The sequence below is a fragment of the Novosphingobium sp. genome, from assembly GCF_019748365.1.
Lineage (GTDB): Bacteria > Pseudomonadota > Alphaproteobacteria > Sphingomonadales > Sphingomonadaceae > Novosphingobium.
The window spans coordinates 1-19,366 of sequence record NZ_JAIEPN010000026.1 but is presented as its reverse complement, the minus strand read 5'-3'; the positions used below and the strand labels follow the sequence as shown (position 1 = coordinate 19,366).

25 protein-coding genes are annotated in these 19,366 nt (G+C 66.7%); 14 read left to right on the top strand and 11 right to left on the bottom strand.

The annotated features are described in order from the left end of the window. The 6 genes from K5Q19_RS04040 to K5Q19_RS04015 all read right to left on the bottom strand — a co-directional run. Positions 1–539 (bottom strand): biosynthetic peptidoglycan transglycosylase (locus tag K5Q19_RS04040; RefSeq protein ID WP_292941452.1); only part of this gene is annotated, 539 nt, incomplete at its 3' end. 162 nt (positions 540–701) lie between these two features. Continuing rightward, a complete protein-coding gene (gene msrB / locus K5Q19_RS04035) occupies positions 702–1,100 on the bottom strand; it encodes a peptide-methionine (R)-S-oxide reductase MsrB (RefSeq protein ID WP_292941450.1) in 399 nt (132 codons plus the stop codon). A gap of 83 nt (positions 1,101–1,183) precedes the next feature. After that, complete coding sequence (locus tag K5Q19_RS04030) at positions 1,184–1,627, bottom strand: NfeD family protein (RefSeq protein ID WP_292941454.1); 444 nt, start codon at positions 1,625–1,627, stop codon at positions 1,184–1,186. 10 nt (positions 1,628–1,637) lie between these two features. Beyond that, positions 1,638–2,627 carry an SPFH domain-containing protein gene (locus K5Q19_RS04025; RefSeq protein WP_292941448.1) on the bottom strand — a complete coding sequence of 330 codons (990 nt, stop codon included), beginning with the start codon at positions 2,625–2,627 and terminating at the stop codon, positions 1,638–1,640. A gap of 52 nt (positions 2,628–2,679) precedes the next feature. After that, entirely contained in the window at positions 2,680–3,369 is a 690-nt protein-coding gene (locus K5Q19_RS04020) for a hypothetical protein (protein ID WP_292941446.1), read from the bottom strand. A gap of 149 nt (positions 3,370–3,518) precedes the next feature. Beyond that, a complete protein-coding gene (locus K5Q19_RS04015) occupies positions 3,519–3,869 on the bottom strand; it encodes a hypothetical protein (RefSeq protein ID WP_292941444.1) in 351 nt (116 codons plus the stop codon). A 231-nt stretch (positions 3,870–4,100) separates the two neighbouring features. On the opposite strand from K5Q19_RS04015, the gene K5Q19_RS04010 reads away from it, so the two are divergent. Further along, on the top strand, positions 4,101–4,601 hold the full coding sequence (locus K5Q19_RS04010) for a helix-turn-helix domain-containing protein (protein ID WP_292941442.1): 501 nt from the start codon (positions 4,101–4,103) through the stop codon (positions 4,599–4,601). A gap of 129 nt (positions 4,602–4,730) precedes the next feature. On the opposite strand, the gene K5Q19_RS04005 is transcribed toward K5Q19_RS04010, so the two are convergent. Then, complete coding sequence (locus K5Q19_RS04005; protein ID WP_292941440.1) at positions 4,731–5,066, bottom strand: UrcA family protein; 336 nt, start codon at positions 5,064–5,066, stop codon at positions 4,731–4,733. 285 nt (positions 5,067–5,351) lie between these two features. Between K5Q19_RS04005 and K5Q19_RS04000 the strand changes: the two genes are divergently transcribed. From K5Q19_RS04000 to K5Q19_RS03980, 5 genes are all read left to right on the top strand, one after another. Further along, complete coding sequence (locus K5Q19_RS04000) at positions 5,352–5,618, top strand: hypothetical protein (RefSeq protein WP_292941438.1); 267 nt, start codon at positions 5,352–5,354, stop codon at positions 5,616–5,618. Positions 5,619–5,628: 10 nt separating this feature from the next. Next, positions 5,629–6,384, top strand: a complete 756-nt coding sequence (locus K5Q19_RS03995) for a metallophosphoesterase (protein WP_292941436.1) — start codon at positions 5,629–5,631, stop codon at positions 6,382–6,384. A 402-nt stretch (positions 6,385–6,786) separates the two neighbouring features. After that, a complete protein-coding gene (locus tag K5Q19_RS03990; RefSeq protein ID WP_292941434.1) occupies positions 6,787–7,455 on the top strand; it encodes a winged helix-turn-helix domain-containing protein in 669 nt (222 codons plus the stop codon). Between the two features lie 259 nt (positions 7,456–7,714). Further along, positions 7,715–7,972, top strand: coding sequence for a translation initiation factor IF-1 (gene infA / locus K5Q19_RS03985; RefSeq protein WP_292941432.1), 258 nt, complete (start codon positions 7,715–7,717; stop codon positions 7,970–7,972). A 97-nt stretch (positions 7,973–8,069) separates the two neighbouring features. Further along, positions 8,070–8,234 (top strand): hypothetical protein, encoded by a 165-nt coding sequence (locus K5Q19_RS03980; RefSeq protein WP_292941430.1) that lies wholly within the window; start codon positions 8,070–8,072, stop codon positions 8,232–8,234. A gap of 78 nt (positions 8,235–8,312) precedes the next feature. On the opposite strand, the gene K5Q19_RS03975 is transcribed toward K5Q19_RS03980, so the two are convergent. After that, positions 8,313–8,927 (bottom strand): cytochrome c family protein, encoded by a 615-nt coding sequence (locus K5Q19_RS03975; protein WP_292941428.1) that lies wholly within the window; start codon positions 8,925–8,927, stop codon positions 8,313–8,315. Between the two features lie 190 nt (positions 8,928–9,117). On the opposite strand from K5Q19_RS03975, the gene K5Q19_RS03970 reads away from it, so the two are divergent. The 7 genes from K5Q19_RS03970 to K5Q19_RS03940 all read left to right on the top strand — a co-directional run bounded on the left by K5Q19_RS03970 (position 9,118) and on the right by K5Q19_RS03940 (position 16,308). Continuing rightward, positions 9,118–10,008: a prephenate dehydratase gene (locus K5Q19_RS03970; RefSeq protein WP_292941426.1), complete on the top strand. Its 891-nt coding sequence runs from the start codon at positions 9,118–9,120 to the stop codon at positions 10,006–10,008. 145 nt (positions 10,009–10,153) lie between these two features. Then, complete coding sequence (locus K5Q19_RS03965; RefSeq protein WP_292941424.1) at positions 10,154–10,741, top strand: hypothetical protein; 588 nt, start codon at positions 10,154–10,156, stop codon at positions 10,739–10,741. Next, positions 10,738–12,042 (top strand): DUF4350 domain-containing protein, encoded by a 1,305-nt coding sequence (locus K5Q19_RS03960; protein ID WP_292941422.1) that lies wholly within the window; start codon positions 10,738–10,740, stop codon positions 12,040–12,042. Before K5Q19_RS03965 ends, K5Q19_RS03960 begins: the two co-directional genes overlap by 4 nt. Next, positions 12,039–12,995, top strand: coding sequence for a MoxR family ATPase (locus K5Q19_RS03955; protein ID WP_292941420.1), 957 nt, complete (start codon positions 12,039–12,041; stop codon positions 12,993–12,995). The genes K5Q19_RS03960 and K5Q19_RS03955 overlap by 4 nt, the downstream gene beginning before the upstream one ends. Before the next feature lie 3 nt (positions 12,996–12,998). Continuing rightward, positions 12,999–14,336 carry a DUF58 domain-containing protein gene (locus K5Q19_RS03950; protein ID WP_292941418.1) on the top strand — a complete coding sequence of 446 codons (1,338 nt, stop codon included), beginning with the start codon at positions 12,999–13,001 and terminating at the stop codon, positions 14,334–14,336. Further along, complete coding sequence (locus K5Q19_RS03945) at positions 14,333–15,406, top strand: stage II sporulation protein M (RefSeq protein WP_292941416.1); 1,074 nt, start codon at positions 14,333–14,335, stop codon at positions 15,404–15,406. The genes K5Q19_RS03950 and K5Q19_RS03945 overlap by 4 nt, the downstream gene beginning before the upstream one ends. Beyond that, on the top strand, positions 15,406–16,308 hold the full coding sequence (locus K5Q19_RS03940) for an RDD family protein (protein ID WP_292941414.1): 903 nt from the start codon (positions 15,406–15,408) through the stop codon (positions 16,306–16,308). The genes K5Q19_RS03945 and K5Q19_RS03940 overlap by 1 nt, the downstream gene beginning before the upstream one ends. 432 nt (positions 16,309–16,740) lie before the next feature. Here the strand turns inward: K5Q19_RS03940 and K5Q19_RS03935 are convergent, their stop codons facing one another. Next, complete coding sequence (locus K5Q19_RS03935) at positions 16,741–17,676, bottom strand: isoaspartyl peptidase/L-asparaginase (RefSeq protein ID WP_292941412.1); 936 nt, start codon at positions 17,674–17,676, stop codon at positions 16,741–16,743. A 46-nt stretch (positions 17,677–17,722) separates the two neighbouring features. Here K5Q19_RS03935 and K5Q19_RS03930 point away from each other — a divergent pair, with 46 nt between their 5' ends. Further along, positions 17,723–18,193: a GNAT family N-acetyltransferase gene (locus K5Q19_RS03930; RefSeq protein WP_292941410.1), complete on the top strand. Its 471-nt coding sequence runs from the start codon at positions 17,723–17,725 to the stop codon at positions 18,191–18,193. Here the strand turns inward: K5Q19_RS03930 and K5Q19_RS03925 are convergent, their stop codons facing one another. After that, the gene (locus tag K5Q19_RS03925; RefSeq protein WP_292941408.1) at positions 18,194–19,003 is read right to left on the bottom strand and encodes a hypothetical protein; all 810 of its coding nucleotides are present in this window, start codon (positions 19,001–19,003) and stop codon (positions 18,194–18,196) included. Between the two features lie 171 nt (positions 19,004–19,174). Then, on the bottom strand, positions 19,175–19,366 hold a 192-nt coding region (locus tag K5Q19_RS03920; RefSeq protein ID WP_292941406.1), incomplete at its 5' end, for an FAD-binding protein.

The window sequence follows — 19,366 nt, the reverse complement described above, 5'->3', positions numbered from 1 at the left end:
TCGATCGCCATCGCCAGCAGCGCCTCGCGGATCTTGCGATCGAAGGTGCGGCTGTTGTTGAGGAAGATGTTGCGCGCCAGCTGCTGCGTGATCGTCGAGCCGCCCTGCCGCCAGTGCCCGGTCTGGATGCGCACCATGACCGAGCGCACGATACCGATGGGATCGACACCCCAGTGATCGCGGAAGCGCCGGTCTTCGACCGAGATCATCGCGTCCTTGAGCGTCTGCGGAATGCGTTCATAGGGCACCCAGCGCCCGTAGCTCGGCCCGAGCGTGACGATCTCGGACCCGTCGCTCGCGCGGACCACGATGGTTTGCCCGGTCTGGGTCGATTTCATCCGCTCATAGCTCGGCAGCGAACGCTCGGTGACGAAGACCGCCACCGCCAGCGCCATCGCGCCCAGCAGGGTTACTGCCGCGCCCCAGATGAGCAGGCGGCGCAGCCAGCGGCGAAGGAACGAGGGCTCCTGCGGGTCGCGCTGGCGCCGCGAAGACGAGCGCTCCGGTTCGGAGCGTCGGGGCAAATCCCGTCTGGCCATCAGCTTCGCGTCAGCTCCCTCATGCAGCCCGCCCCTGTGCCGATGCGGGCGCGCCTCCTCGCGGCGCCTGATGCATAGGCGATTCCGAACACAGGGTTAACCCGCAGGATACGATTGCACCGGGGACAAGCTTGGGCTCGAAAAACCGGAGGCGCTGCTCGTTCAGTCTTCCGGCGTGAATTCGAGCGCAGCGCTGTTCATGCAATAGCGCAGACCCGTCGGCCCCGGGCCATCGGGGAACACGTGGCCAAGGTGCCCGTCGCAGCGCGCGCAGCGAACTTCGGTGCGGATCATGCCGTGGCTCACATCGCGGTGCTCGTCGACCGCTTCTGGATCGACCGGCGCGGTGAAGCTGGGCCAGCCCGAGCCGCTGTCGTACTTGGTGCCGCTTTCGAACAGCGGCGCGCCGCAGCCGGCGCAGTGATACTGCCCGGTGAGCTTGTTCCTCTCATACTTGCCGGTGAAGGCCCGTTCGGTGCCGCCCTGGCGCAGGACCTGGTATTGCTCGGGCGAGAGCCGCGCGCGCCATTCGGCATCGGTCAGGTTCATCTTGTCGGGCATGGGTCGGATTTCCTCTGAAACGGAGCTGAGATTCGGCCGCTGGTGCGAATATGGGAAAGGCCCATGCGCCCTGCAAGCAGGCTTCAGTGCAGATGTTCGACGAGCAGCACGGTTCCATCGGCACCCGTCACCCGCATGCGCGTTCCCGGTTGCGCATCGGGCCCGCGCGCCAGCCATTCGGTATCGCCGTGCCGCACCCGTCCGTTGCCGCCTTCGATCACGTGGGTGACGACGACGCTCTGGCCGACAATCTGGCCGCCGCGATCATTGAGCATCGGATCGGCGCTTTGCACCGGATGGCGCAGCACCCAGCGCCGCCCCGCCGCGAGCGCCAATGCGCAGAGCACGACGAAGAGCATGATCTCGCCCTCGAGCCCCACCGGCATGGTGGCCGCGACCAGCCCGGTGAGCAGCGCTGCTGCCGCCAGCCAGATCAGGAAATAGCCCGGCGCGAGGATCTCGGCGATGGCGAGCGCCACGCCCAGCGCCATCCAGCCCCAGTGGAGGCCGAACAGGTCCGTCAGCATCGCCACGACCTCAGCCCTGCACCGGAGGTGGCGGGGGCGGGGGCGGCACCACACGCGGGACCCGCGGGCTCGCCGGCGGCGTGGGCGGCGCGCCCGGCTTGCCCACCGCCTCGTTGATCAGATCGCCAATCCCGCCCAGCGCGCCGACCAGCTGCGTCGCCTCGATCGGGAACAGAATCGTCTTGGCATTGGGCGAGGTGGCGAACTCCTTCACCGCCTCGACGTATTTCTGCGCGACGAAGTAGTTGAGCGCCTGCGTGCCGGACGTGGCGATGGCTTCGGAGACCACTGCGGTTGCGCGTGCTTCGGCCTCGGCCGAGCGTTCGCGCGCCTCTGCATCGCGGAATGCGGCTTCCTTGCGGCCCTCTGCCTCGAGGATCTGCGCCTGCTTCTGGCCCTCGGCCTTCAGGATCTCCGAAGCGCGTGAGCCTTCCGCCTCGAGGATCTGCGCACGCTTCTCGCGCTCGGCCTTCATCTGGCGGGCCATCGCGTTGGAAATGTCGGCCGGCGGGCGGATGTCCTTGATCTCGACGCGGGTGATCTTGAGGCCCCACGGCGAGGTGGCGTGATCCACCACATTGAGCAGCCGCGCATTGATCTCGTCGCGCTTCGACAGCGTCTCGTCGAGGTCCATCGAGCCCATCACGGTGCGCAGGTTCGTCGTGGTCAGCTGCATGATCGCGACATAGAGGTTCGAGACCTCGTAGGCCGCCTTGCCCGCATCGAGCACCTGGAAGAACACGATCGCATCCACGCCGACCATCGCGTTGTCGCGGGTGATGATTTCCTGCCCCGGGATATCGAGCACCTGCTCCATCATGTTCACCTTGTGACCGACCCGGTCGATGAACGGCACGATGAAATGGAGCCCCGGCTGCGCGGCGAGCGAATAGCGGCCCAGCCGCTCGATCGTGTAGACATGGCCCTGGCGGACCACCCGGATGCCGGTGGCCAGATAGACGACCGCCAGCCCGACGATCAGGATCAGCACCGCTTCCACGCCATACCCCCAAGCTTGCCTATGCCGCTCAACCTACCGCAATCGCAGCGCTTTAGTAGTGTGATTTCGCATCCGGCGCGGCGAGATCGTAGCAATGCGCGATGTCGTAGTTGTTGACGCCGCCGGGTCGGTTTGCGGCTTCGCTGCGCATGGCCTCGCGCGCGGACTCGACCGCGGCATCGGCACCGTCGCCACTCTTCCCGCTGGCGATGAAGCCATCGCGGGCCCGCGCGGTCAGCACTTGCGCCAGCGTCCGGAGATCGCGCGCGGCGGCCCCCTCGGGCCCCTTGGCCCGCTCCTCTTCCCACGCCAGCGTCAGGATCGCGGCGCATTGCGCCAGATCGGGGGTTTGCAAGGGCGGCACTGCGGCATCGAGCCGGGCCAGACAGGGCCTGACTTCCGCCACGAGTTCGCGGTTCGGATCCGTCGCCGCGCGGCGCTGCATCGCGGTTACTTCGGCCACCAGCAGGTTGCGCACGGCTTCCTGCGTCATCCCGCCCTGCTCCACCGCGCGCGCGCCGACATCGGCGAAGAAGCGCTTGCCCCGCACCGCCAGCGGCGGCAGCGCAAGGGCAGCGGCACTACCCCGCGCCTGTTCGGAGGCGGCAATCGCAAAGGCGGCGGCGCAATGCAGATCGGCCTGCAGCGCGGCATCGGGAACAGCGGGAGTTTCCGGAGCGGCCGTCACCGGCGTGGTCACAAGCGCCAGGATCAGCGCGGCGGCGGGAAGGAAACGCAGCATCGGCGCAATCATAGGCCCGCGCCCGGGTGACGTCTGCACAAAAAAACGGCTGCGGTCAGTCCAGGGAGACTGGGCCGCAGCCGTGTCAGGGGCGCGCATCAGGGTGTGGGTGGAAAGCGCGCGCTGAAGAGAGGGTCAATCGGGTTGGTTCAGGCCTTGGGCGTATTGCAGCGGGCCATGTCTTCGGCCGCGAGCTCGCCCTTGGGGGTAGCGAACTTGCTGATCGTGCCGACCTTGGCGGCAAGCTTGGTGCACACCACAACCGGGCGGGCGGCGTCCTGGCCGGCCGAGCAGGTGTCACCCGCGCAGTTCCACAGCACATCGCCCAGCATGAGCTTGGCAGGCTTGGCGACCGGCGCGGCGAGCGTCACCGAATAATAGGCATTGCTGTCGGCCGCGCGGACCGGCGTCGCGGTCACCGCGAAAGTGGCGGCGGTTCCGAAGAGCGCGAGAACGGCCGGAAGCAGCTGACGAATGGCGCTGTTGCGAATGGCGATCATGATACTTCCCCTTGGTCTTGTCAGAGTCTGGTTGGTGCCCCCGTTTGGCAGGGGCCTGCTCGGAAACTGCGGGGTTGGCGGTCCGGTTTTCCTGCTGATTTCAGGGTCGGGCCGGACCGCCGGGTGGAGAGGATGCGATTTCCGTTGCGAATCGATACCTACTTCAATAGGTTTCGAGTTGCAACTAGAAACTTACATTGCCCTGCAGAATAAGGTATGTCACAAAGCGTCATGGGAAAACTTCGCGAATCCCTCGCCGATCTCGCCGCTTGCGGCCTCCCCTGCGCTTTGGAAGCGATGGGTGAGCGATGGTCGTTCATGATCCTCAGGGCGGCCTTCAACGGCATCTACCATTTCGAGGAGTTCCTCGACTCCCTTGGGATCGCCCGCAACATCCTGTCCAACCGGCTCTCCCGGCTGGTCGAGGCGGGCATCCTCAAGCGTGAGCATTGCGCGGATGATCGCCGCCGCATCGAATACCGCCTGACGCCAAAGGGCTTGGACCTGCTCCCCGCCATGCTGGCATTGCGCCAGTGGGGCGAGAAGTGGGAGATGAACGTGCCCGCCAATCCCGTGCTGTGCGATTGCCGCGACGGGATGCCGATCCTGCCGATCACCATCCGCGCACACGATGATCGCGTGCTGGAAGGCGCCGATCTGATGTGGCGCGAATGGTCGGATGTCGAGGCCGCGCGCAAGGAATCGGAATCGCGCCTGCGCGCGGCGACCTGATCCGAAAAAGCGGGCCGCCGCCGGATCGGTCCCGGGGGCAGGAACCGTCGATCTGGCAGCGACCCATCATGTCGGCAGCGGCTGGGACTGGATGCCGGCTGCGTCACACGTTTCCGAAACCGGTATCGATCAGCGGGCGGCGACCTGCACGGCGCTGAAGTTCGCGCCGCGTTCCGCCATGGCGCGCTGCGCGGACTGCACCGCATTGCGATAGCAACGGCGCGCTTCCATCGCTTCGGAGAGCGGGTGCGGACCGGAGTTGCTCTCGCAGACAGCCGCAGCGGCGCGGCGCAAACGCGCATCGAGCTTGGACTGGCCGGCTGCGGTCGAGAGATCGAGATCGGCGAAACGCACCGTCTGGTGCTTGACCACCATCTCGGGGTTGGCTGCGGACTGGGCCAGAGCAGGCTGGGCGGCGAACACCAGGCCAACAAGGCCAGTTGCGATCAGAGCGTTCTTGAACATGGCGGTTTCCTTAGCTTGGGTTGCACTGGACACCTTGCCGCTGCGGGCGGTTCGGCGGGGAGCGGTGGTTGGGCTGGCCGGTCCGTTCTGGGAGCCTCGCCACCGCCGCATGACTATTCTGCTAGGTGATTCCGGTGATCGCCGCGCGCCGAGGTCGACCGAGCCTTCCATCATGCCGACAAACCGCCAGCGCGCCCGACAAACGACTGATCCGGGTCCACGAGCGACAAGTCCGGCGCCCTGCCGCGTGACAGGACGGTGCCGGGGCCCTATCGTGGGCCACGCATGGCGATTCTGATTATCTTCCTGCTCGGCATCGGCAATTTCGCGTTGCACCGGGCGATCATGGAAAGCGGCCACCCCCTGCTCGATCAGCTGCCGTGGTTCTATCACGCGCTCAGCACCCGCTTCTCGCTCTTCGTGGAGTTTCTGATGCTGCTGGGCGGACTGCTGCTCGCCGCAGAGGGGCATGTCTGGGGCGCGCTCGGCTATCTCGCCTACAGCCTGCTCAACGCGATTTCGGCTTGGCTGATCCTGTCCGGAAAGGTTTAGACCGCGCGTCATGATCCGGTTGTTCCACATCAGCGACGTGCATTTCGGGCTGGAAGATACCGCCGCGCTTGCGTGGGTGGCGGATTGCGTGGCGCGCGAGCGGCCCGATGCTGTCGCCATCACCGGCGATCTCACGATGCGCGCGCGCCGCCGCGAATTCGCCGCTGCGGCAGAGTGGATTCGCGCGCTGGGCGTGCCGGTCACCGTCGAAGTCGGCAATCACGACTTGCCCTATTTCAACCTCGCCGAGCGATTCCTCGATCCCTACCGCCGCTTTCGCGCGCTGCAGGGCGCGGTGAACCATGGCATTGCGCTGCCCGGCCTCGCCATCGTCCCGCTCAAGACAACCGCGCGCGCCCAGATGCGGCTCAACTGGTCCAAGGGCTGCGTCGGCAGGCGCAGCCTCGATGCGTGCCTCGGCGCGATCGACGCCCTGCCCGCAGGCACCCGCGCACTGGTCGCGTGCCACCACCCGCTGGTCGAGACCGGAACCCGCGGCAAGGCGCTGACCCGCGGCGGCACCCGCGCGCTTGCGGCACTGGCGCAGCGCGGCGTGCTCGCGGTGATATCGGGCCATGTACACGATGCCTTCGATATCCTGCACACCACCGCGCATGGCCCGGTGCGCATGATCGGCGCCGGCACCCTGTCGCAGCGACTGCGCGCAACGCCGCCCGGCTTCAACGAACTGATTGTCGATGAGCAGGGCCTAACCGTGCGGGCTCGCCATAAGCAACCGCCGGAAGCCAGGCAATTGGACTTATAATTAAAGTTATAGCCTGATACATTCAATCTGGTGTGATTGAAACCGAGTCTCTTCACCTCGCCGAAGCCAAGACTTTACCGGTCACCCGATTTCTGCCCGAAAATCCCTGCTTTTCCGTCACGAACCCGAGTCGCGACGTTAACGGGTTACCCGCCTGCAGCTGCAACCTTGTAATGCCTATCTTACGTTGAAGATGAGGAGCTGGCGGTCGGATCGCAATCCGCTGACACAGCCATCCCGCACAAGCAACATCGATCAACCCATCAACTATGGACAGGTATGCTACCCCATAGTTCGAGAGGACAGGGGTCAGCGTTCTCAGCTGGTCTGCCGGTCGCCACCCTTACGCAGCTGGAGGCCTCATTGCCCACTCTTGCCTCCGTCTCCGATGATCGGCCTTTCATGCAGCTTGCCCCCTGCCATATCCGCTACCTGACCATGAACGATCTGCACCGCGACGTCCGCGATGCGTGGCTGCAGAGCGCGTTCTATATGGTCGAGCAGCATACCTTCGTCGATCTCGAAACCCGCTTCCTCTCGATCGCGGAGCAGGACTACGAAACGCTGATCATCGGCGGCAACGATCCGGTGCGCGCGGCGCGGTTCCTGCGGATCAACCGCCCGATCCTTGCGCGCAAGGTCAAGTTTGCGCTGATGCACGGAAGCCTCGCCAGCAAGCGCGCAAAGGCACTCAACGCCGGCTTCGACGATGTGTTCGACAGTGCGAGGATGAGCCCCGAAGAAGCCGCTGCGCGCTGCACCGCGATCCTCTCGCGCTACCGGGCCGCAGCCAGCCAGGCGCGCGCCGAGCAGGAACTGGCCAGCTCGCTGGAACGCATCGCGCACCTGCACCTCCTCGGCAAGCGCGAACGCCAGCTGCTCACGCTCCTCGCCAATCGGCTGGGCGAGCCGGTTTCGCACTACAAGCTGCGCACGGAGCTGAGCCAGGGCAACGACGAGCTCTCGTACAATTATCTCAAGGTGCTGGCCTCGAACTTGCGCGCAAAGCTCAAGGCGCCCTACGTGCTCGTGCCGGGCGGCCAGGGCTCCTACAAGATTTCCAGCCTTTAGAAGACCTTGGCAGGCACGGCACCGGGACGTCATTGACATCCCGGCGCGGTGCGCCCATATGAGCCTCGCTATCGTCGCCTGCGACGGATTATCACGCACCGGATCTCGCAGCCGGGCCGAATTGTCCCCTCTCACGCCACCAGCACCGGTTGCAACGTTTGCAGCCGCGTACCCTGTTTTCGTGAAAGGGGCCTCCATGCCCGCAACCAGTCCTCGCCTTTCTCCCGCCGCTCCTGCCCATCACAAGGTGGGCTGAGCCATGGCGAAGGAAGATGTGATCACCCTCGACGGCCAGATCGACGAAATTCTGCCCGATGGCCGCTTCGGCGTCATGCTGGAGAACGAACACCGCATCATCGCCTATACGGCGGGCAAGATGCGCAAGTTCCGGATCCGCTCGATCGTGGGTGACCGCGTGAAAGTCGAAATGACGCCCTACGACCTGACCAAGGGCCGGATCGTCTTTCGCGAAAAGGTCGCCAGCAGCGGCGGCGGCGCATTCAAGAAGCGGCGCTGACGCTCCGCTCCGGACTCGCGGCCGATGCGGCACCCTAGCGCGCGATGGCCTTACATACACTCAACACATCGGCGCGCCCTGCGCGCCAGGGATATCCATGACACCGATTTTGAACACGACGCATGCCTACTCGATCAGCCACAGCTTCCTGCCCAGCCACCGGACCTCGCGGATAGACCGCAAGGCAGTTCCGATCCGGCGCACTTCGCCCGTGCTGACCACGCAGGAACTGCGCAAGCTCGTCCGGCAAATGGTCGACTGATCCAGTCGGCCGCAGACACGAAAAAGGCCCCTCCAGCCACACGGCAGGAGGGGCCTTTCTTCGTTTCAGCCTGCTCGCTTACTCGGCCGCTTCGCTCGCCGCCGCGCTGGCATCCGCAGCCGGGGCAGAGGCATCGGCCGCCGGGGCCGCAGCCGCTTCGGCTGCAGGCAGCGGCAGATTGCTGCCCTTGCTGTTGAGATAGAGGATCAGGTCGGCGCGCTGCTGGGCATCGGCGATGCCCGCAAACGACATCTTGGTGCCGGTCGCATACTTGGCGGGCGAGGTCAGCCATTCATCGAGGCTGGCGAAGTCCCACTTGCCGCCCTTGGCCTTCAGCGCATCGGAGAACGCGTAGCCGCCACGACCTGCAGCCTGGGCCTCACCGACCACACCCCACAGGTTCGGGCCGATGCCGTTGGCCCCGCCCTGATCGATCGTGTGGCAGGCCTTGCACTTGGCGAAAGTGGCTTCACCCTTGGCGACATCGCCCTTGGCAAGGCGGTTGGCGATCGGCTCGGCAGCAGCGGCGCCGGCGCCGGCCTCGGCTTCGACGCCTTCGATCACATAGCCCATCTTTTCCGGGCGGTGTTCCTTGTCGGCCAGAAAGTAGTGGCCCGAAAGGCTCGAAAGCCCCAGCGCAACGATGCCGCCGAACAAGGTCCAACCGGCAATGGTATTGAAACGATCGTCCATTCCGAGCCCCATATGGAGTTTGCACGGCCCGCGTGCCGCGCTGAATTTCGCCGCCGCTCTAGTCACGCCCCCGCGCGTGCGCAAGAGCGATTGCAAGGGGTTGCCCGATAAGAAACGCTTAGACGCATATGGTTGGGCACTGCAAAAGCGCCTTGTCCCGCCCGCGCAGGGAGCTTAAGCGCGTCGGTCCATGGCCAGCTACCCCGCCCCTGCCACCCGCCTCGTTGCCGAGATGACCGAGGCCGCCGCCGCCGACCCTGCGCGTGCGGTCGCGTTTCAGGGCGCGCCCGGCGCCAATTCGCACCGCGCCGCGCTGGAAGCGCTGCCATATTGCCTGCCGCTGCCATGTTTCTCGTTCGAGGACGCGCTCGAAGCGGTGAAGGACGGCCGTGCCGGCCAGGCGATCATCCCGATCGAGAATTCGCAGCACGGGCGCGTCGCCGACATCCACTTCCTCCTCCCCGAAAGCGGCCTGTCGATCGTTGGCGAGCATTTCATGCCGATCCATGCCTGCCTGATGGGCCTCGGCACCGGGCCTTTCACCAGCGCGTACAGTCACCCGCAGGCGCTCGGCCAATCGCGGCACTATCTGCGGACGCGGGGCATCGTGCCGATGTCCTACGCCGATACCGCGGGCGCGGCCGCCTATGTGGCGGAGCTGGGCGATCCCGCCGCCGCCGCGATCGCGCCAAGCATTGCCGCCGAACTCTATGGCCTCACGCTGGTGGAGGAGAACATCGAGGACGCACACGACAACATGACCCGCTTTGTCATGCTGGCGCGCGAACCGCTCGAACTCGGCACCATCACCGGCCCGGCGATCACCACCTTCATCTTCGAGGTGCGCAACATCCCCGCCGCGCTCTACAAGGCGCTGGGCGGCTTCGCGACCAACGGCGTCAACATGACCAAGCTGGAAAGCTACCAGCGCGGTGCGAGCTTTGCGGCCACCACCTTCTTCGCCGATATCATCGGTGCACCGGGCGAGCCTGCGGTAGACCGCGCGTTTGAGGAACTGACGTTCTTCGCCAAGGACTTGCGGATTCTCGGCACTTATCCGCTCGAACGCGTGCGCGGCTGAAACCTCTCGCCGATCCGGCGCGATAATCGCTTGCTCCCGGCGGGCAGGCCATGCGACGACTTGCGCTGTGGCAGGAGCACCGGGACCGGGGAGCGCCGAAGCAGGCGCCGAAGCAGGCCAACGCGCCTGGGAAGCGGCACGCGCCATGCGCGAGATCCAGTATGCCCCGCTGCCGACCTACAAACCGCCGCAGAGCAAGCCGCCCGAGTGGCTCGAGGCGCTGATGCGCTTCCTTGGCAAGCTAATCGAACCGCTTGGCAAATGGCTTGGGGCAGGATGGAGCGTCGTCGAAATCGGGCTGGTGGTGCTTGCCGCCCTCGGCGCGGCGTGGATCGGCTGGACGCTGTTTCAGCGCTGGCGGCTTACCCTGGCACTGGCCGCACCGGCCACCGCGCCACCGGTGATCGACCGCGCAGCGGCGCTCGCGCTGCTTGAAGACGCCGACGCGCTGGCGGCCGAGGGCCGGTTTGACGAAGCGGTGCACCTCCTGCTCCAGCGCAGCGTGCACCACATCGCGGCCGCCCGGCCCGATTGGCTGTCTCCCTCCAGCACGGCGCGCGAGATCGGTCTGATCCCTGATCTCCCCGCCGCCGCGCGGCAGGCCTTCACGCTCATCGCGCGCGAGGTCGAGCGCAGCCTCTATGCCCTGCGCGCGCTGGCCGCAGACGATTGGCAGCGCGCCCGCGAAGCCTATGCCGCCTTTGCGCTGCAGAATCTGGAGGCCGGCCGGTGAAGGACGCCACCTTCGGCAGGGGCACCACACTGGGCGTGGTGCTGATCGGCGCCCTCGCTTTCATCACGGTGCTCTATTGGCTGGGAACCGGCGGCGGGGCGACGAACAACGGCGGTGGCCACGCGGCCGGGCGCGGGCTCAATGGCTATGCCGCGCTGGCCGCCATGCTCGAGGCGGATGGCATCACGGTTCACCGCGCCCGCAGCAAGGATGCGCTGAGGCAGCCCGGCCTGCTCGTGCTGACGCCGCCGGCCGAGGCAAAAGGCCGCGACATCGCCGAGATCATCGCCGCACGGCGCATGATCGGCCCCACGCTGGTCGTCACGCCCAAGTGGCTGGCCTACCCCGATCTCGGCAACCCGCTGACAAAGCGCGGCTGGACCCGGATCAGCGGGACACGCCCGCCCGAATGGCGCGGCTATCACGACGACATCAGCCTCGATTTCGTCGGCGGCGCGGCGCATGGGTGGAGGGGCTCGAGTGCCTTTTCCGATCTGCGCGGCCCGCTGCCCGCTGACAAGACGGTGCAGTACGGCACCGGCCCCGGCCTTGAATCGCTCGTCGAGACGCAGGGCGGCCGCACCCTCGCCGGCTATCTCAGCGGTGATGGCAGCAACCCGACGCTTGAGCGCTGGATCGGGATGGGGCGCCATGCCGATGCTGATCCCGATGAAGAAGACGCCAACGACGAATTTGCCCGGAGCTACCCCGTGGTGCTGGTGTTCGAGCCCGATCTGCTCGACAACTGGGGCCTCGCCAACAAGCAGACCGGCCTCCTCGCCCGCCGCCTGATCTTTGCCGCCGCCGATGGCCGCCCGGCCAAAGTGACGTTCGACCTCACGCTCAATGGCCTCGGCGCCAGCCGCAACCTGCTCACGCTCGCGTTCGAGCCGCCCTTCCTTGCCGCCACGCTGTGCTTCCTCATGGCGCTGCTGGCGGCCGGCTGGCGCAGCTTCAACCGCTTCGGACCGGCACGCGCGGCGGCGCGGGAGATCCCGCTCGGCAAGACCGTGCTGGTGCGCAACACCGCGGGCCTGATCCGCCGCGCCGGGCGGCTGCGCCTGATCGCCGCGCCTTATGTCGATGCCGCGCGCGAACGGCTGGTCCATGCGCTCGGCCTCCCGCGCGGCCGCCCGCCGGAAGAAACCGATGCGGCGATCGACCGCCTGCAAGCCCGCCTCGCTACAACCGGACCGCGCTGGTCCGAACTTGCCGCACGCCTGCGCGCGGCGCGCCGCTCCACCGATGTGGTGCAGCACGCCGCTGCCCTGCAACGCCTTGAAAGGGACCTGACCGAATGACTCTCGAAGACGTCCGCGCCATGGCCGGCATGATCCGCGCCGAAGTGGCCAAGGCCGTGGTGGGGCAGGACGGCGTCGTCGATCACCTGCTGATCGCGCTGCTGGCCGGTGGCCATGTGCTGCTCGAAGGACCTCCCGGCACCGCCAAAACGCTGCTGGCACAAAGCTTCGCCGCCACGCTCGGGCTCGATTTCGGGCGCATCCAGTTCACGCCGGATCTCATGCCCGGCGATATTCTCGGCTCCAACCTGTTCAACTTCCAGACCAGCCAGTTCACCCTGACGCGAGGGCCGATCTTCCACGAGCTGCTGCTGGGTGACGAGATCAACCGCACCCCGCCCAAGACGCAGGCCGCCCTGCTTGAAGCCATGCAGGAACGCCGCGTCACCCTCGATGGCGAGACCTACGCGCTGTCCGACCGCTTCATGGTCGTCGCCACGCAGAACCCCATCGAAAGCCAGGGCGTCTATCCGCTGCCCGAGGCGCAGCTCGATCGCTTCCTGTTCAAGCTCCTCGTCGATTACCCGAGCGCAGCAGAGGAAGCCCAGATCGTCACGCGCTACGGCGCCGGACGCGGTGCACCAAGCCCGGCCGCGCTCGGTGTCAGCGCGGTCACGCAAGGCGATGCGATTGCCGCCGCGGTCGCTGCCGTCACCACCGTCACGATGTCCGAAACCGTGGTCGACTACATCGTCCGCCTCGTCCGTGCGACGCGGGAGAGCGCCGATCTTGCCGCCGGAGCCAGCCCGCGCGCCGCCGTCGTGCTCGCCGGTGCCGCCCGCGCCCGCGCCGCGCTGGATGGGCGCGACTATGTCATCCCCGATGACGTGAAGGCGCTCGCCATCGCCGTGCTGCGCCACCGCATGCTGCTCAGCCCCGCCGCCGAGATCGAGGGCCGCGCGGCCGAAAGCATTGTCGCCGATCTCATCCAGCGCACCGAAGCGCCGAGATAGCCCTTGGCGCTGCGCTGGCCCTTCCCGGTGTTCTACCCTTCGGCGCGCACGGCGGTGCTGCTCGCGCTCGCCGCGCCGCTGGCGGTGGTGCTCGCCGCCGCAGCGCCGCGCGCGTGGATCGCCGCGCCCGCGCTGGGGGCCGCGCTGCTCGTGATGGTCCTGCTCGATGCCTTGCTCGCCCCTGCGCTGGCCGACCTGCGCGTCATCGTGCCCGAGGACGGCGAAGTCGGCGAAGCACTCAGCCTCACTGTGCTCGCCGATTTCCGCATCGATATGCCGCGCGCCGCGCCGGTCGCCGCGCTGGCGCTCGATCCCCGGCTCGCCCCCGGCGGACGTCTGGTTGCACCGCTCAGGCGCGACAATGGCGCGTGGAGCGCCGAGATCGAGACCAGGCCCACCCGGCGCGGCACCGGGGCGGTCAGCGCGGTCTGGCTGCGCTGGGATGGCCCGCTCGGCCTCGCCTCGCGTCAGGTCCGCCGCGATCTCGCTGCCGCAATCCGCATCCGCCCCAATATCGCCCCGGTGCGCAGCCCCGCGCTCCAGCTGTTCCTGCGCGATGCCCAGTTCGGCATGGTCGCCCGCCGCATCCGGGGTGAAGGCACCGAGTTCGAGGCGCTTGCCGATTACGAGCCCGGCATGGACCGCCGCCGCATCGACTGGAAGTCCTCCGCCCGCCACGCCCGGCTCTTCGCCAAGGAATACGAGACCGAGCGCAACAACCAGATCGTGTTCGCCTTCGATTGCGGGCAGACGATGTGCGAACCGATCGCCGGCTTGCCCCGCATCGACCGCGCCGTCACTGCCGCGCTCACCACCGCGTGGATCGCCCTCGGCGCGCAGGACCGCGTCGCGATCTATGGCTTTGCCCAGCGGCCGCAGGTGCTCAGTCCCTTCGTCACCGCCCCGCGCGATTTCGCCCGCCTGCAGGAAGCCGCTGCCGCGCTGGACTACAGTGCGGAGCAGCCGAATTTCACTCTCGCGCTGTCCACACTCGCCGCGCGGCTGCGGCGGCGCTCGCTGCTCGTGGTCTTCTCCGAGTTCACCGATCCCACCAGCGCCGAGCTGATGATCGAATCGATGCGCCGCCTTGTCGAGCGCCACCGCGTGATCTTCGTCGTCATGGCCGATGCCGAGCTCGCCGATTTCGTGGCAGCCCCGGTCCGCAGCGCGCAGGATGCCGCGATGGCGGTCACCGCCACCACGCTCCTGCAGCAACGCACGCTCGTGCTCCAGCGCCTGCGCCGCGCGGGCATTCTCGTGGTCGAAGCGCCGTACCAGCATATCGGCAACCGCCTGCTTGATGCCTATCTTGCGGTAAAGCGCGCCGGGAGCCTCGGATGAGCGAAGCGGCACCCTCGCTCCTTGGCCGGCTCGGCGTCTGGTTCAGCCCTGCCGCCAGCGCGGACATCGCCGCCGCGACAAGCGCCGCGCTGCGCTCGGACCGCTTCCGGCTCGAACGGGAGGGCGAATGGAAACGGCTTGAGGCCATCGTCACGCGCATCGAGCGCGGGCGGCTGCGCGGCGTCTCGGACGAAGACCTGCTCGCGCTCCCCGCGCTCTACCGCACCGCCGTATCCAGCCTCGCCGTCGCGCGCGAAACCTCGCTCGATGCCGAAACGCTGCTCTGGCTTGAGGGGCTCACCCGCCGCGCCTGGTTCATCGTCTATGGCCCGCGCGCTGGCCTCGGCGATTGGCTCATGCGCTTCTTCGGCGGCGGCTGGGGGGCCAGCGTCCGGGCGCTGCACAGCGAAATCCTGATCGCGCTGGTGCTGATGATCGCGGGCACGATCGTCGGCTGGCTGCTCGTCGCCAGCGATCCCGATTGGTACTACGCGCTGATGCCCGGCGGGATGGGTCCGCGCGTGCCGGGGGCGAGCCGCGCGGTGCTGATGAACACGCTGTTCGGGCAGCAGGACCAGAAGGGCCTCGCCGTCTTTGCCGCCGCGCTGTTTTCAAACAATGCGCAAGTCGCAATTCTTGCCTTTGCGCTCGGCTTCGCGTTCGGCCTGCCTTCGGCGCTGCTCCTGATCCAGAACACCACGATGCTGGGGGCCTTGCTCTGGCTCTATCACGGGCAGGGCCTGACTATCGAGATCGTCGGCTGGCTTTCGGTCCACGGCACGACCGAGCTTTACGCGATCCTGCTGGCGGGCGCGGCGGGCTTGCATATCGGGCGCGCAATGGCCTTTCCCGGTGAAGCCTCGGTGCTCGATGCCGCCGCTGCCGCCGGGCGGCGCAGTGCGCAAGTCATGGCCGGCGTGGTCTTCATGCTGATCGTTGCCGGCCTGCTCGAGGGCTTCGCCCGCCAGCTGATCGACAACACCGCCGGGCGCCTGATCGTCGGCATCTTCATGCTGGTATTCTGGACCGCCTACTTCTTCGTCTGGCGCGGCGCGGGGAAGCAGGCCTGATGGTGCGCCGCGAGCCCCGCGATCGCACGCGCACGGTGATCACGCCCGAAGGCGTTGCGCTGCCCTTCGTGCTCGCCTCCCGCGGCTCGCGCGCGGCCGCGCTGGTCATCGATCTCATCCTGATCATGACCGCAATGGCCGTCACCACGCTCACGCTCATCTGGATCGCCGGCGGTATCGGCATCAAGATGGGCGATATCGAGGCGGGCAGCCCCAAATCGCGCGCCTTGCAGGCGCTCGCGATCGTGTGGATCATCGCGATGTTCCTGTTCCGCAATGCCTGGTTCCTGTTCTTCGAACTCGGCCCGCGCGGCGCGACGCCGGGCAAGCGCGTGACCGGCATCCGCATCGCCGCACGCGGGACCGAACGGCTCACCACCGAAGCCGTGATCGCCCGCAACATCGTGCGCGATATCGAGCTGTTCATGCCGATCGTGTTCATCAGCAGCGCCGTCGCGGCAGGCAGCGACACCGACCTCGCCGGCTGGGCAGGCGCGGTGTGGTGCGCGATCTTTCTGCTGTTCCCGTTCTTCAACCGCGATTCCCTGCGCTGCGGCGATGTGATCGCCGGCACCTGGGTGGTCGAGGCGCAGACTCGCAAGCTGGGTCAGGCGCTCTCGGTCAGCGCGCCGGTGGCCGCCACCGATCAGGCCTTCACATTCACGCCGGCAGAGCTCGCGGTCTATGGAGAGTTCGAACTGCAGACGCTTGAACGCGTCCTGCGCGACGGGCGCGTGCCTGCGCTTGACGATGTCGCCGATGCGATCAGCCGCAAGATCGGCCGCCCCTATCCCGATGGCGCCGAACGGGTCTTCCTTGAATCCTACTACCTCCAGCTGCGCGCCCGCCTCGAACAGGGCCTGCGCTTCGGCAAGCGCAAGGCGGACAAGCATGCGGCGTAGATGGCGTGGTAAGAATCAGCGGTTGGCGGTGCGACGGGGATTGACGGGAAGTGGAAGCTATTCAGGTTTGGTTTCCCAACCGACAACCGCAAACTTGATTCTGTTTTCCTTGATCCAATGCATCAGGCAGTCGTTTTGCGCCTCGGACCATGGCACAGCATCGGAGCTCTTCCTACCGAACGTGAAGGTCCCGTCCTCACTGACTGACCATGCAATAGTGTCAGATGTGATGCCGCAGCGTTCCAACGCTTCTCGTGCTGCCACAGGTGTCGTGGGATTTCGCGGAAGTATCACGCTGGCAAAATCGCATCCACCAAGCAGCAAGGCAAGAGCGCTGAGGGAATAGCTGCGGCTTCTCATCCGAAAAGCTTAGCGAACCACTCAACGTTCGCAACCGGGCGGAATCAGCCGTTCGACCCTTGTCATCGCCGCCTAACCCTCCCCGAAAATCCCCACCTCACGCAAACCCGCGCTGTCCGCGCGCCCGCGGAACATTCCCGGTGTGGTGAAGGCAAACCCGGTCTCGCCGCCGGGCGTTGCGTAGATGATCCCGCCAACCCCGCCCATCGCGCCAACTTCGCCGAGCACGGCTTCGGTCGCCGCCTGCGGCCCTTCGCCACCGATCCGCATGCGCGCGCAGATCTCGTGCGCCGCGCCGGCGCGGATGAACTGCTCGCCCGAGCCGGTGCAGCTCACCGCCGCTGCCCGGTCATCGGCATAAGTCCCCGCGCCGATCAGCGGCGAATCCCCGATGCGCCCCCAGCGTTTGCCGGTGAGACCCCCGGTCGAGGTCGCTGCCGCGACATGGCCCGAGGCGTCCACCGCCACCGCGCCGACCGTGCCGTACTTCAGCCCCGCATCGAACCAGCCAAGCTTCTTCGCCTTCAATTCCTGCAATTGCCGCCAGCGTTCCTCGGTGGCGAACCAGTCCGGATCGACTTGGCTTACCCCCTGCTCGCGCGCGAATTCCTCCGCCCCCGCGCCGCTCAGGAACACGTGCGGGCTTTTCTCCATCACCGTGCGCGCCAGCTGCACCGGATTGCGCGTATGGGTCACCCCGCAGACCGCACCGGCCCCGCGCGTCGCGCCGTCCATCACCGCCGCATCGAGTTCGTTGGTGCCATGATAGGTGAACACCGCCCCGCGCCCGGCGTTGAAATGCGGATCATCCTCCAGCGCCGAAACCGCCGCGCAGACCGCGTCCAGCGCGCTGCCCCCGGCTTTGAGCACCGCAGTCCCCGCATCGAGTGCCACCCCCAGCGCGGCCTCATGCGCGGCCACCCCGGCAGCGTCCATCGTCTCGGGAGTCATCGATCCGGCCCCGCCATGGATGGCAATGGCCCAGCGGCTTTCACTTGTCTCGATCATGGGCGCCGCGATAGCAGATCACATCTGCAAGACCAGCGGGGCCCGCATGATCGAAGGCTTGGAAATCGCGGAAGACGATCTCTCGGGCGCGGACGTGCAGGCGCTCGTGGCCTACCACATTGGCGGCATGCACGCCGAAAGTCCCGCCTGCAAGGTCCACGCCCTGCCGCTCGACAAGCTGCGCCAGCCCGGCGTCACCTTCTACACCGCCCGCGTGAACGGTGCGCTCGCCGCGATGGGTGCGATCAAGCATCTGGACGACGCCCACGGCGAACTCAAATCGATGCGCGCCGCCCTCGAATGGCGTGGCAAGGGTGTGGGCGAGGCCATGCTGCAGCACCTCCTCTCCGTCGCTCGCGCGCGCGGCTACACCCGCGTGAGCCTCGAGACGGGGCGTACCGAAGCCTTTGCGCCTGCCGTCGCGCTCTATCGCAAGTACGGCTTCGAGGAATGCGCGGCCTTCGCGGACTATGTGGTCGATGATTTCAGCCAGTGTTTGACGCTGATGCTGCGATGATCAGGGAACCAACCAGCGCACCGAATTGGTATAGTAGCTCGCCACGGGCTTGCCCTCACGGTCAAGCGCCGGAGTAAACCGCGCGCGCTTCATCAGAAGATCACAGGTCAGCTTGGTGAACTCGGGCGAGTTGGTCGCCAGCTGGATGAAGCACTGGCTGGGCACGCCGTCCGTCCCCACCATCAGGCGGAAGCGAACGATGGCGCCCGCCCCCATGAAGAGAGGACCGGCTGGATAGTCTTCGGGTTTGAGCCACTGGCCCGGACTGGTCGTGGGCGCAACACGCGCGCCAAGCGCCGCCTGCTGCACCGGATCAAGGCCCCATTCCTTCACCAGATTCGCCATGCAGGTGCGCATGGCATCAAGCGGGCCCTTCATCGGACCGGTCTTGAGCGTGAGCCGCATCGTGCCTGTCGTGAAGCGAACTTCGGTGATGGCAGCTTCCTGCTCCGGGGTTATCGTGCCCAATGAATCGGAGGAGTTACCCGTGTTTCTCCGGATCGGCCGGTTGAGAAGATCGCGCGGACCGGCCATGATGATGGTGGTCTTGTCCGGCCCCAAGGTGCCCAGCATCGCTTCGTTCAGTTCGCCCTTGGGCAAGCCGGGCCCGAACGTGACCGTCAGGTCTATCCTGCTCTCCGGAATGCGGCCGAGCCGTTTGCCGACCAGCGACAGGTCCATCATGCCGCCCGGCTGAAACTGGTCCAGCACAAGCAAGATCCTGTCCTTGTCCTTGCCGAAGGCATGGGCAAGGCGGCACGAATCGTCGGCGTAGTTGAGCACCCACTTGTCCGTCGGCTCAAGCACCATTTCTGCGGCCCACGCGGCGTGCGGCACAGGAACCAAAGCGATGAACAAGGCTGCGCAGCAGCGCCAGAATCTCCCCATCCTCTCAGCCTATCGAGAGGCGGCGAAACCGCCAAACAGAAAAGGCTCCACCGTGGTGGAGCCCTTCCCGTCATTCCGTACTCGAAGCAAAGCTCAGAGCTTGCCGGTCAGTTCCGGCACCAGCGCAAACAGATCGCCGACAAGGCCGATATCCGCGACCTGGAAGATCGGGGCGTCCTCGTCCTTGTTGATGGCGATGATGGTCTTGGAATCCTTCATGCCCGCAAGGTGCTGGATCGCGCCCGAGATGCCGACCGCGATGTAGACTTCCGGCGCCACGATCTT

Bases quoted from the DNA above. Each gene is read 5' to 3' on its own strand.
- msrB (WP_292941450.1), bottom strand. From the start codon at position 1,100: ATGCCCGACAAGATGAACCTGACCGATGCCGAATGGCGCGCGCGGCTC.
- K5Q19_RS03980 (WP_292941430.1), top strand. From the start codon at position 8,070: ATGACACCGATTTTGAACACGACGCATGCCTACTCGATCAGCCACAGC.
- K5Q19_RS03990 (WP_292941434.1), top strand. From the start codon at position 6,787: ATGCAGCTTGCCCCCTGCCATATCCGCTACCTGACCATGAACGATCTG.
- K5Q19_RS04000 (WP_292941438.1), top strand. From the start codon at position 5,352: ATGGCGATTCTGATTATCTTCCTGCTCGGCATCGGCAATTTCGCGTTG.
- K5Q19_RS04005 (WP_292941440.1), bottom strand. From the start codon at position 5,066: ATGTTCAAGAACGCTCTGATCGCAACTGGCCTTGTTGGCCTGGTGTTC.
- K5Q19_RS04030 (WP_292941454.1), bottom strand. From the start codon at position 1,627: ATGCTGACGGACCTGTTCGGCCTCCACTGGGGCTGGATGGCGCTGGGC.
- K5Q19_RS03935 (WP_292941412.1), bottom strand. From the start codon at position 17,676: ATGATCGAGACAAGTGAAAGCCGCTGGGCCATTGCCATCCATGGCGGG.
- K5Q19_RS03975 (WP_292941428.1), bottom strand. From the start codon at position 8,927: ATGGACGATCGTTTCAATACCATTGCCGGTTGGACCTTGTTCGGCGGC.
- K5Q19_RS03940 (WP_292941414.1), top strand. From the start codon at position 15,406: ATGGTGCGCCGCGAGCCCCGCGATCGCACGCGCACGGTGATCACGCCC.
- infA (WP_292941432.1), top strand. From the start codon at position 7,715: ATGGCGAAGGAAGATGTGATCACCCTCGACGGCCAGATCGACGAAATT.
- K5Q19_RS03955 (WP_292941420.1), top strand. From the start codon at position 12,039: ATGACTCTCGAAGACGTCCGCGCCATGGCCGGCATGATCCGCGCCGAA.
- K5Q19_RS03925 (WP_292941408.1), bottom strand. From the start codon at position 19,003: ATGGTGCTTGAGCCGACGGACAAGTGGGTGCTCAACTACGCCGACGAT.
- K5Q19_RS03995 (WP_292941436.1), top strand. From the start codon at position 5,629: ATGATCCGGTTGTTCCACATCAGCGACGTGCATTTCGGGCTGGAAGAT.
- K5Q19_RS03945 (WP_292941416.1), top strand. From the start codon at position 14,333: ATGAGCGAAGCGGCACCCTCGCTCCTTGGCCGGCTCGGCGTCTGGTTC.
- K5Q19_RS04010 (WP_292941442.1), top strand. From the start codon at position 4,101: ATGGGAAAACTTCGCGAATCCCTCGCCGATCTCGCCGCTTGCGGCCTC.
- K5Q19_RS03965 (WP_292941424.1), top strand. From the start codon at position 10,154: ATGCGCGAGATCCAGTATGCCCCGCTGCCGACCTACAAACCGCCGCAG.
- K5Q19_RS04020 (WP_292941446.1), bottom strand. From the start codon at position 3,369: ATGCTGCGTTTCCTTCCCGCCGCCGCGCTGATCCTGGCGCTTGTGACC.
- K5Q19_RS03970 (WP_292941426.1), top strand. From the start codon at position 9,118: ATGGCCAGCTACCCCGCCCCTGCCACCCGCCTCGTTGCCGAGATGACC.
- K5Q19_RS04015 (WP_292941444.1), bottom strand. From the start codon at position 3,869: ATGATCGCCATTCGCAACAGCGCCATTCGTCAGCTGCTTCCGGCCGTT.
- K5Q19_RS03930 (WP_292941410.1), top strand. From the start codon at position 17,723: ATGATCGAAGGCTTGGAAATCGCGGAAGACGATCTCTCGGGCGCGGAC.